9 protein-coding genes are annotated in these 11,166 nt (G+C 60.7%); 3 read left to right on the top strand and 6 right to left on the bottom strand.

All coding sequences use genetic code 11. The features are described 5' to 3' along the window. Window positions 1–365 precede the first annotated feature (365 nt). From EFQ99_RS24500 to EFQ99_RS24490, 3 genes are read left to right on the top strand one after another with little or no spacing between them, the layout of a single operon-like run. A complete protein-coding gene (locus EFQ99_RS24500) occupies window positions 366–1,775 on the top strand; it encodes a circularly permuted type 2 ATP-grasp protein (protein WP_126923795.1) in 1,410 nt (469 codons plus the stop codon). After that, window positions 1,775–2,716 (top strand): alpha-E domain-containing protein, encoded by a 942-nt coding sequence (locus tag EFQ99_RS24495; protein WP_126923794.1) that lies wholly within the window; start codon window positions 1,775–1,777, stop codon window positions 2,714–2,716. Before EFQ99_RS24500 ends, EFQ99_RS24495 begins: the two co-directional genes overlap by 1 nt. A 12-nt stretch (window positions 2,717–2,728) precedes the next feature. Continuing rightward, complete coding sequence (locus tag EFQ99_RS24490) at window positions 2,729–3,553, top strand: transglutaminase family protein (RefSeq protein WP_126923793.1); 825 nt, start codon at window positions 2,729–2,731, stop codon at window positions 3,551–3,553. Between the two features lie 54 nt (window positions 3,554–3,607). On the opposite strand, the gene EFQ99_RS24485 is transcribed toward EFQ99_RS24490, so the two are convergent. The 6 genes from EFQ99_RS24485 to mmsA all read right to left on the bottom strand — a co-directional run bounded on the left by EFQ99_RS24485 (window position 3,608) and on the right by mmsA (window position 11,157). Then, the gene (locus EFQ99_RS24485; protein WP_208722811.1) at window positions 3,608–3,850 is read right to left on the bottom strand and encodes a type II toxin-antitoxin system Phd/YefM family antitoxin; all 243 of its coding nucleotides are present in this window, start codon (window positions 3,848–3,850) and stop codon (window positions 3,608–3,610) included. A gap of 147 nt (window positions 3,851–3,997) precedes the next feature. Further along, window positions 3,998–5,737, bottom strand: a complete 1,740-nt coding sequence (araD, locus tag EFQ99_RS24480; protein ID WP_126923791.1) for an L-arabinonate dehydratase — start codon at window positions 5,735–5,737, stop codon at window positions 3,998–4,000. A gap of 62 nt (window positions 5,738–5,799) precedes the next feature. Continuing rightward, window positions 5,800–7,233 carry an aldehyde dehydrogenase family protein gene (locus EFQ99_RS24475; protein ID WP_126923790.1) on the bottom strand — a complete coding sequence of 478 codons (1,434 nt, stop codon included), beginning with the start codon at window positions 7,231–7,233 and terminating at the stop codon, window positions 5,800–5,802. A gap of 66 nt (window positions 7,234–7,299) precedes the next feature. Further along, window positions 7,300–8,295, bottom strand: a complete 996-nt coding sequence (gene araD1, locus EFQ99_RS24470; protein ID WP_126923789.1) for an AraD1 family protein — start codon at window positions 8,293–8,295, stop codon at window positions 7,300–7,302. A 115-nt stretch (window positions 8,296–8,410) separates the two neighbouring features. Then, complete coding sequence (gene mmsB, locus EFQ99_RS24465; protein WP_126923788.1) at window positions 8,411–9,622, bottom strand: multiple monosaccharide ABC transporter permease; 1,212 nt, start codon at window positions 9,620–9,622, stop codon at window positions 8,411–8,413. Then, entirely contained in the window at window positions 9,619–11,157 is a 1,539-nt protein-coding gene (mmsA, locus tag EFQ99_RS24460; RefSeq protein ID WP_126923787.1) for a multiple monosaccharide ABC transporter ATP-binding protein, read from the bottom strand. The genes mmsB and mmsA overlap by 4 nt, the downstream gene beginning before the upstream one ends. Window positions 11,158–11,166 lie beyond the last annotated feature (9 nt).

Raw genomic sequence — 11,166 nt, 5'->3', positions numbered from 1 at the left:
TGTGCGCCGTCATCGCCGTCGCACGAAAACTCATCGTTCTCGCCAATTCGATCCTCTTTCGAAAGGCCGAATGGACGCCACAATACCGGAAAAATTGAAACATGGTTGCTCCCCGCTGGGGAGAAGAGGGAGCAAGCGTCGATGCCCGAAGCATCATCTACCCGCAATGGACCAAGAAACAATCAGTTGCTCACATTTTACGCAACCTTTGCGAAACGATCATTCTCTCCACCGCGCCGCACCCCTCCGAATGCCCGGATTTTCACCGTTTTCCCGCAGCGCAAAATCTTTTCCTCGAACTGCGCATGGTTCTTGCATTGCACATAACGTTGTATTCAAATGAACAAAAAAGGGGAGCCGCGCCTTTGGCATTTGATGAAATGATTACCGGGGACGAAAGTTCTCGCCCGCCTTATGAAAAATATTTTGAGTGGTACAACAGCCAAGACCGGGCGCACCTGATTGCCAAGTCCCGCGATGCGGAAAACATCTTCCGGAAGACCGGCATCACCTTCGCGGTCTACGGCCACGCCGACAGTTCCGAAAAACTCATTCCCTTCGACATCATTCCCCGCATCATCTCCGCCCGCGAATGGCGCAAACTCGCCCAGGGCATCGAGCAGCGGGTGATCGCGCTCAACGCCTTTCTGGACGATATCTACCACAAGCAGGAAATCATCCGCGCCGGCCGCGTTCCGCGCGAGCTGATTGAGAACAACGTCACCTTCCTGCCGGAGATGATCGGCTTTCGCCCGCCTGGCGGCGTCTACACCCATATCGTCGGCACCGACATCGTGCGCACCGGCGAAGACCAGTTCTACGTGCTGGAAGACAATGCCCGCACGCCCTCCGGTGTCAGCTATATGCTGGAAAACCGGGAAACCATGATGCAGATGTTCCCGGAGCTCTTCCATGTGAACAAGGTGCAGCGCGTCGAGGATTATCCCTACTTGCTTCGCCAGAGCCTCGCCTCGCTTGCCCCTCCCGGCTGCACCGGCAAGCCGCGCGTCGCCGTGCTGACGCCCGGCATCTACAATTCGGCCTATTACGAACATTCCTTCCTCGCCGACATGATGGGCGTCGAATTGGTCGAAGGTTCGGATCTGCGCGTCATCGACGGCAAGGTGAAGATGCGCACGACCCGCGGCTATGAGGCGATCGACGTGCTCTACCGCCGTGTCGACGACGATTTCCTCGACCCCTTGACCTTCCGGGCCGATTCCGCGCTTGGCATCCCCGGCATCATGGATGTCTACCGCTCCGGCAACATCACCATCGCCAATGCGCCGGGCACCGGCATTTGCGACGACAAGGCGATCTATTCCTATATGCCGGAGATCGTCGAATTCTATACCGGCCGCAAGGCGCTGCTCGAAAACGTGCCGACCTGGCGCTGCTCGGAAGCATCAAGCCTGAAATACGTGCTGGAGCATCTTGAAGAGCTTGTCGTCAAGGAAGTGCACGGCTCCGGCGGCTACGGCATGCTTGTGGGACCGACGGCCTCGAAGCGGGAGCGGGCCGATTTCGCCGAGAAGTTGAAGGCCAAGCCGAACAACTACATCGCCCAGCCGACGCTGTCGCTCTCCACCGTGCCGATCCTCGTCAACAAGGGGATCGCGCCGCGCCATGTCGACCTTCGCCCCTATGTGCTGGTATCGGACAAGGTCCAGATCATTCCGGGCGGGCTGACCCGCGTGGCGCTGAAGCAGGGCTCGCTGGTGGTCAATTCCAGCCAGGGCGGCGGCACCAAAGACACCTGGGTACTGGAGGACTGATGCTCGGAAGAACCGCAAACGGCCTCTACTGGATGTTCCGTTACATCGAGCGTGCCGAAAATATCGCCCGTCTGGTCGATGCCGGGCTGCGCATGTCGCTGACCCGCAGCAGCGCCGGCGACGACAACTGGGATGGGGTGCTGCAAAGTGCCGGCGTGCGCGAGGCCTATGACGAAGGCCACGCAAAGCTGACAAATGCCGACGCGATCGACTATCTCCTGCGCGATCGCGCCAATCCGTCGAGCGTCATGTCCTGCATCGAGTCCGGCCGCAACAATGCCCGCATGGTGCGCACCGCGCTGACGCGTGAGACCTGGGAAGCGACCAACGAATGCTGGATCGAGCTGAAGGCGCTGCTTGAAAAACGCGTCAAGGCGGCCGAAATGCCTGAGGTGATCGACGTCATCAAGCGCCGCGCCGGCCTCATCCGCGGCGCCTTCCATGGCTCGACGCTGCGCAACGAGCTCTATAATTTCGCCCGCATCGGCACCTTCATCGAGCGGGCCGACAATACGAGCCGCATCCTCGACGTGAAATATTACGTGCTGCTACCCTCGGTCTCGGCTGTCGGCTCCTCGCTCGACAACGTGCAGTGGGAATCGATCCTGCGCTCGGTCTCCGCGCACCGCGCCTATAGCTGGGCCTATGACGGCGAATACCGGGCAATGAACATTGCCGACTTTCTGACCCTCAACGTCCAGATGCCGCGCTCGCTTGCCTATTGCTACGAGAAGATCGTCAGCAATCTCGGCTACCTCGCCCAGGATTACGAGGAGCGGCTTCCCGCCCACGATACCGCGGATGCGATCCGCACCACGCTGCAGACGCGGGCGATCCGGGATATCATGGATCAGGGTCTGCATGAGTTCCTGGAGGATTTCGTCTCGCGCAACAACCAGCTCGGCATGGAAATTTCCAACGGCTACCGGTTCTACGTTTAAGCGGATGAAAATATGAGACTGAAGATCAGCCACCTCACCGAATACCGCTACGACGAACCGGCGCAGTTCTCCCTGCAACGGCTGAGATTGACGCCGCCGACGACATCAGCCCAGAAGGTGCTCGGCTGGTCGCTGAAGGTCGAGGGCGCCACACCGGAAGTGGAATATGACGACCAGTACGGCAATCACGTCAACCTGGTCTCGCTGGAAGGCGAACAGCAGGTGACGCGCATTCTCGCCGAAGGCGAGGTCGAAACGGCCGACCTCAACGGCGTCACCGGCCCGCATACCGGCTTCTGCCCGCTCTGGCTCTTCCTGCGCGAGACACCGCGCACCAAGGGCGGCAAGCTGGTGAAGGAACTGATCAAGGGCGTCAGCGGCGACAACGAACTCGCCCGCATGCATGCGCTGATGGCGGCGATCCACCAGACCATCGACTACAAGCCCGGCACCAGCGACACGGCGACGACGGCAGAGCAGGCGCTGGAAAGGAAGACCGGCGTCTGTCAGGACCACGCGCATGTCTTCGTTGCCGCCGCCCGCACCCTGCAGGTGCCGGCGCGCTATGTCTCGGGCTATCTGATGATGGAAGAGAAGGTCGAACAGGCGGCGACCCATGCCTGGGCCGAGGCCCATATTCCCGGCCTCGGCTGGGTCGGCTTCGACCCGGCCAACGAGATCTGCCCGGATGAGCGCTACATCAGGCTCGCCTCCGGCCTCTGCTACCGCGACGCCGCGCCGATCTCAGGCATGCGCATCGGCACCCCGGGCGAAACACTGTCGGTCACCGTGAAGGTAGAAGACAACGGCCAGATGCAAAGCCAGAGCCAGAGCTGAGCGGCAACAAGCCGTCGATCAGCCCCGTCTCTTCCGGAAACGGCGTGGTGACGGTCAACGGCAGGCGTCCCAATCCTCCGGCTCAACGACCGGAGAAAGCGGATCGTCATAGCGCAATACGCTGCCCTTCATTGCACCGATGATACTCTTTCGCCTGCTTGTGTCACTTGCAGGCGAAAGCACGGCAACCGGCTTGCCGCGCTTGGTGATGACGATAGGCTCGTCGTCACACCGCATCTGACCGATAAGGCTTAGGCATTTCGCCTTGAATTCCGTCGCACCGACCACCTTGGACATGAGCATATCTCCCGTACACTTGCACAAAATACAGCACTACTTCCTTATTGAGTAAGTTCGAGCGCTGATCAGCGTGAAAACGGTCTCATCTCACCAACAAAAAAGGCGGGGTCATGCCCCGCCTTTTCCTGTCATAAACTGGCCTGCTTAGTGGCTGTCCTTGCCGACAGCGTTTCCGCGACATCCCTTGAGGAAGTCGAGGTCAGCGCCGGTATCGGCCCCTTCGACATGCTGCTGATGCAGGAAGGCATAGCCAGACTTCGGCAGATCGTGGTTCGGCTGCCATTCTGCCAGACGCCGCGCCAGTTCCTCGTCCGATATGTCGAGATGCAGGCGGCGGTTCGGCACGTCGAGCTCGATCATGTCGCCATTCTTGACGACCGCCAGCGGTCCGCCGACCGCTGCTTCCGGGGAGGTGTGAAGCACGACGGTGCCGTAGGCCGTGCCCGACATACGGGCGTCGGAAATGCGCACCATATCGAGGATGCCCTTCTTCAGCACCTTCGGCGGCAGGCCCATGTTGCCGACTTCGGCCATGCCGGGATAGCCCTTCGGGCCGCAGTTCTTCATGACCATGACGCAGGTCTCGTCGATGTCGAGATTGTCGTCGTTGATCTTGGCCTTGTAGTCGTCGATGTCTTCGAACACGACGGCCCTGCCCCGATGCACCAGGAGATGCGGCGAAGCTGCCGAAGGCTTCAAGACCGCGCCCTTCGGCGCGAGATTGCCGCGCAGCACGACGATGCCGCCCGAAGAGGTCAGCGCCTTTTCAGCCGGCAGGATGACATCCTCGTTCCAGTTGACGACGTCCTTGACTTCGTCCCAGACGGTTTCGCCGGAAACCGTCAGCGCGTCCTTGTGCAGAAGGCCGGCCTCACCGAGGCGCTTCAGCACGACAGGCAGGCCGCCGGCATAGAAGAACTCTTCCATCAGGTATTTGCCCGATGGCATCAGGTTGACGATGGTCGGAACGTCACGGCCACAGCGATCCCAGTCGTCAAGCGAAAGATCGATGCCGACGCGGCCGGCAATCGCCAGCAGGTGGATGACGGCGTTGGTCGATCCGCCGATCGCCGCATTGGTGCGGATGGCGTTTTCGAAGGCCTGCTTCGTCATGATCTCGGAAGGCTTCAGATCGTCCTTGACCATCTGGACGATGCGTCGGCCGGTCAGCTGCGCCATCACCTTGCGACGGGAATCGACGCCCGGGATCGCGGCATTGCCGGACAGTGCCATGCCGAGCGCTTCGGCCATGGAAGCCATGGTGGAGGCAGTGCCCATGGTGTTGCAGGTGCCCGACGAACGGCTCATCGAAGCTTCCGCCTCGAGGAACTCGGCCTGCGTCATCTCGCCGGCCTTCACCATTTCGGAGAACTTCCACAGATGCGTGCCGGAGCCGACGCGCTCGCCGCGGAAATAGCCGTTCAGCATCGGACCGCCGGTGACGACGATCGAGGGCAGGTCGCAGGAGGCAGCCCCCATTAGCAGCGACGGCGTGGTCTTGTCGCAACCGACCAGCAGCACGCAGCCGTCCATTGGCTGGCCGCGGATCGCTTCTTCGACCGCGAGCGCGGCGAGGTTGCGATACATCATCGCCGTCGGGCGGAAAGTGTTTTCGGATGCCGAGAACACCGGCACCTCGAGCGGGAAGCCGCCGGCCTCCCATACGCCCGCCTTCACCTTCTCGGCGAGCTCTCTCAGATGACCGTTGCACGGGGTCATATCCGACCAGGTGTTGAGGATGCCGATCACCGGCCGACCGTCGAACAGGTCGTGCGGATATCCCTGATTCTTAAGCCAGCCGCGGTGATAGATCACGTCGCGGCTCGTGCCGCCGTACCATTCCTGCGATCTCAGCCTGCGCGGCCATTCCGCTTTCTTTTTCATAATCTCTGTCCTTCAGGATACCCCCGGACCGCCTCGTACGGCCCGGGTCATCTCGCTCTGTCTCAAGCCAGCGTGTAGGCCGTCTTGACGGTTGTGTAGAACTCGGCAGCGTACTTGCCCTGCTCGCGCGGACCGTAGGACGAACCCTTGCGGCCGCCGAACGGCACGTGGAAATCGACGCCTGCCGTCGGAAGGTTGACCATGACCATGCCGGCTTCCGAATTGCGCTTGAAGTGCGTCGCATGCTTCAGGCTGGTCGTGGCGATGCCGGCCGAAAGGCCGAACGGCGTGTCATTGGCGATGGCAAGCGCCTCGTCGTAATCCTTCGCCCGGATCACCGAGACCACCGGTCCGAAGATCTCCTCGCGCGAAATACGCATCTGGTTGGTCGCTTCGGTAAACAGCGTCGGCTGCAAGTAGAAGCCGGGCGTGTCGCGGGAAATGACCTCGCCGCCGAAGGCGAGCTTGGCGCCTTCCGACTTGCCGATCTCGATATAGTCCGTATCGGTCTTCAACTGCCGCTCATCGACGACGGGGCCGATATGGGTGCCGGCCTTCAGCGCGTTGTCGACGACGAGCGTCTTCAGCTTGTCGGTCAGGGCCGCGACGAACTTGTCGTGGATGCCTTCGGTGACGATCAGGCGCGAGGAAGCGGTGCAGCGCTGGCCTGTGGAGAAGAAGCCGGAATTGGCGGCTGCCTCGACGGCAACGTTGAGATCGGCATCGTCGAGCACGACCATCGGGTTCTTGCCGCCCATCTCAAGCTGGAACTTGCGGTTATGCTCGATGGAGGCGGCAGCCACGCGCCGGCCGGTGCCGGTGGAACCGGTGAAGGTGATGCCGTGAACATCGGGGCTTTCGAGCATGGCCTGGCCGACGACCGAGCCCTTGCCCATGACGAGGTTCAAGACGCCCTTCGGCAGCCCGGCGCGGTTCAGGATATCGACGATCGCCCAGGAACAGGCGGGCACCAGTTCGGCCGGCTTGAAGACGATGGTGTTGCCGTAGCAGAGGGCCGGCGCGATCTTCCAGGCGGGAATGGCGATCGGGAAATTCCACGGCGTGATGATGCCGATGACGCCGAGCCCCTCGCGGGTAATTTCGACACCAATGTTCGGGCGAACCGACGGTATGACCTCGCCGGCGAGCCGCAGGGCTTCACCAGCGAAGAATTCGAAGATCTGCGATGCACGGATGACTTCGCCGGTTGCCTCAGGCAGCGTCTTGCCTTCCTCGCGGGCGAGCAGCGCCCCGAGTTCGTCCTTGCGCGCCATGATCTCGTCGCCAGCCTTCTTCAGGATGACGTGGCGCTCCCAGATGCCCGAGCGCGACCAGGCCGGAAAGGCGGCCTTGGCGGCAGCAATGGCGTTTTTCGTGTCTTCGGCGCTGCCATCGGCATAGAGGCCGACAACCTCGTTCGTATCCGACGGATTGATGTTCTTCGTCGCGTTCGAGCCGACCCATTCGCCGGCGATCAGGTTTTGATAAATGGTCATGGGCTCAAAAGCCTCCTTTACCGTTTACATCACGGCCCGGCCACAACAGCAGCCAGGCCTCGAAAATCAGAGCTGCTTGACGGCAATCTCTTCTTCGGCGGCCACCTTCAGCGGATTGCGCAGCGGCAGGCCGAATTCAGCGACTTCGATCTCGAAGACGTCGCCCTCTTCCGTCTTGATGCCGTCGGCAAAGGAAAGGGTCGCCGTGCCGAACATATGGACATGAACATCTCCCGGCGCACGGAAAAGGCCATATTTGAAATGGTGATATTCCAGATTGGCGAAGGTGTGCGACATGTTCGCCTCGCCCGACAGGAACGGCTTTTCGAAGATCACCTTGTCGCCGCGCTTGATGCGCGAGGTGCCGCGAATATCGTCCGGCGCTGCGCCAACGCGGATTTCCGGGCCGAAGCTTGCCGGACGCAGCTTCGAATGAGCGAGATAGAGATAGTTCATCCGCTCGGTGACGTGGTCGGAAAATTCGTTCGACAATGCAAAGCCGATGCGGAAGGGCGAGCCGTCCTTGGCGATCACGTAGATGCCGGCCATTTCAGGCTCTTCGCCGCCGTCGAGCGCGAAAGAGGGAGAGACAAGCGGCGCGCCGGGGGCAGCAGCGCCATGGCCGTTGCCCTTGTAGAACCATTCGGGCTGCACGCCCTTTTCGCCTGATTTCGGCTTGCCGTTCTCCAGGCCCATCTTGAACATCTTCATCGAGTCGGTCAGCGTTTCCTCGGCCGCCTCGGTGGTCTTCTTGTGCATGGAATCGCGGGTGGCGGCCGAGCCGAGATGCGTCAGGCCCGTGCCGGTCAGATGCAGGTGGGCGGCATCCGGATGGGTGATCGGCGGAAGGAAGCGGCCTTCCGTATAGGCCTTTTCGAGATCGACGGCATCGCCGTAACCATGGGCTTCGATGACTGCGGCAAGCGACTTGCCGCCGTCCGCCGCTTCCATCGCCAGCGCATAGACGCTGCCGGCATTCTTGACCGACTTGGCAGCGCCGCCCTGCTCGCGCACGGCGACGACGATCTCTCCGTTGGCACCCTTGATTTGCGAAATAAGCACGTCTTCGATCCTTTTCGTTCCGGCGAAGACAGGAAAAAGCTCCGCCTGTCCGGCTCCATCAGGAGCCGGAATCCATCTTTCCTATGACTGCGAATGCCTGGCTGCGCTTTGGCGCTCAGCCCTTGTTCTTGTTGTAGACGTCGAAGAACACGGCGGCCAAAAGCACCGCACCCTTCACCATCTGCTGCGAGTCGGTGCCGAGGCCGTGGATCGACATGCCATTGTTCATGATGCCCATGATCAGAGCGCCGATGACGGCACCCGTCACCTTGCCGACGCCGCCCTGGGCGGATGCACCGCCGATGAAGCAGGCAGCGATCACGTCCAGTTCGAGGCCGAAGCCGCCCTTTGCCGTCGCCGAGTTCAGACGCAGCGCAACGATAAGACCAGCCAATCCGGCGAGCAGGCCCATGTTCGCAAAGGTCAGGAAGGTCAGGCGCTCGGTGTTGATACCGGAAAGCTTTGTCGCCTTCTCATTGCCGCCCATGGCGTAGATACGGCGGCCGATCGTCGTGCGACGGGTAATGAAGGCATAGGCGGCCACCAGAACCAGCATGACGACAAGCACGTTCGGGAAGCCGCGATAGACCGACAGCTGGAGGCCGAGGCCCAGAATGGCGATCGTGACGATGGCGTTCTGGACGAGGAAGAAGCCCATAGGCTCGACGTCATTGCCGTGCTTCTCGTTCGACAGGCGCTTGCGCCATGCCATATAGAACAGGGTTACGGCGCCGATGACGGTCAGGATGATCGAGGTCGAGTTGATGCCGCCCATATCGAAGAGGTTCGGCAGGAAGCCGATGCTGATCAGCTGGAAGTCCGGCGGGAAGGGACCGATGCTGGTGCCGGTTCCCGATGCCGTCATGACGAACAGCGTCAGCCCGCGGAAGACAAGCATGCCGGCCAGCGTGACGATGAAGGAGGGGATCTTGTGATAGGCGACGAAATAGCCCTGGACGCCGCCGACGAGCGCGCCGAGAGCAAGGCAGATGATACCCGCCAGGATATAATTGGTGTGCCATTGCACCGTCATCACGCCGGCGATGGCGCCGATAAAGCCGACGACGGACCCGACCGAAAGATCGATATGGCCGGCGACGATGACCAGCAGCATGCCGAGCGCCATGATGACGATGAACGAGTTCTGCAGAATGATGTTGGTCAGGTTGAGCGGCCTGAAGAGAACGCCACCGGTCGAGAACTGGAAGAACACCATGATCGCGATGAGCGCGATAAACATGCCGTATTCACGGATGTTGCCGCGAACGTAGTCTCCGATCGAGACGACACGCCCTTGCTCAGCGATGGGTTGATTGATCGGTGTCATTGCTTCTTCTCCCCTGAGCGCATGATAGCGCGCATGATGGTTTCCTGGCTTGCTTCTCCCTTCGGCAGTTCAGCGACGATGCGTCCTTCGTTCATCACGTAGATGCGGTCACAAGTGCCAAGCAGTTCGGGCATTTCCGATGAGATCATCAGAACGCCCTTTCCATCGGCGGCAAGCTGGTTGATGATAGTATAGATTTCGTATTTTGCGCCAACGTCGATGCCGCGCGTCGGCTCGTCGAGGATCAAAACATCCGGATTGGAGAACAGCCACTTCGACAGCACCACCTTCTGCTGGTTGCCGCCGGAAAGATTGACCGTTTCCTGGAAGATGCTGGAAGAGCGGATGCGCAACTTCGACCGATAGTCGGTCGCAACCCGCGATTCCTTGACGCTGTCGATGACGGAGGCATTCGACACCGCCTTCAAATTGACGAGCGTCGTATTGTGCAGGATCGTGTCGTTGAGCACGAGGCCAAGCTGCTTGCGGTCTTCGGTGACGTAGGCAAGACCTGCGTCGATCGCCCTGCGCACGGTGCTGACATCGACCGGCTTGCCGTGCATCAGCACCTCGCCGGAAATCTTGTGGCCATAGGCCTTGCCGAACAGGCTCATGGCGAATTCGGTGCGCCCTGCCCCCATCAGACCGGCGATACCGACGACTTCGCCCTTGCGGACGGTGATGTTGATATTGTGCAGGACCTGACGGTCGCGGTGCTGCTGGTGGTAGGCGTTCCAGTTCTTCACTTCGAGAATGGTTTCGCCGATCGGCACCGAACGCGGCGGATAGCGGTCTTCGAGATCGCGGCCGACCATATTGCGGATGATGATGTCTTCGCTGATCTCGTCGGCATGACAGTCGAGCGTCTTGACGGTCATGCCGTCGCGCAGGACCGTGATCTGGTCGGCGACCTTGCGGATCTCGTTCAGCTTGTGGGAAATGATGATCGAGGTGATGCCCTGCTTGCGGAACTCCATGAGCAGCGTGAGCAGAGCGTCGGAATCGCTTTCGTTGAGCGAGGCCGTCGGCTCGTCGAGGATGAGCAGTTTCACGCTCTTCGACAGCGCCTTGGCGATCTCGACGAGCTGCTGCTTGCCGACGCCGATGTCGGTCACGAGCGTGTTCGGAGATTCCTGCAGGCCGACCTTCTTGAGCAACTGCTTCGTGCGGTTGAACGTCTCGTCCCAGTTGATGACGCCGCTCTTGGCATTCTCGTTGCCGAGGAAGATGTTTTCGCCGATCGACAGCAACGGCACGAGCGCCAGTTCCTGGTGGATAATGACGATGCCGATTTCTTCGGAGTCCTTCAGGGCCTTGAAGTTGCGCGTCTCGCCTTCATAGACGATGTCGCCTTCATAGCTTCCGGTGGGATAGACGCCCGATAGCACTTTCATCAGGGTCGATTTGCCGGCCCCGTTTTCGCCCACCACTGCGTGGATCTCACCCTGGCGAACCTTGAGGTTCACGTTCTCCAGCGCCTTGACGCCCGGGAACGTCTTGGTGATGCTCCGCATTTCAAGGATGGTATTGTCCATAGTCAAAGT

Source organism: Rhizobium vallis, assembly GCF_003985155.1.
Classification (GTDB): Bacteria; Pseudomonadota; Alphaproteobacteria; order Rhizobiales; family Rhizobiaceae; genus Rhizobium; species Rhizobium vallis.
This window is presented reverse-complemented; position numbering and strand designations above follow the sequence as displayed.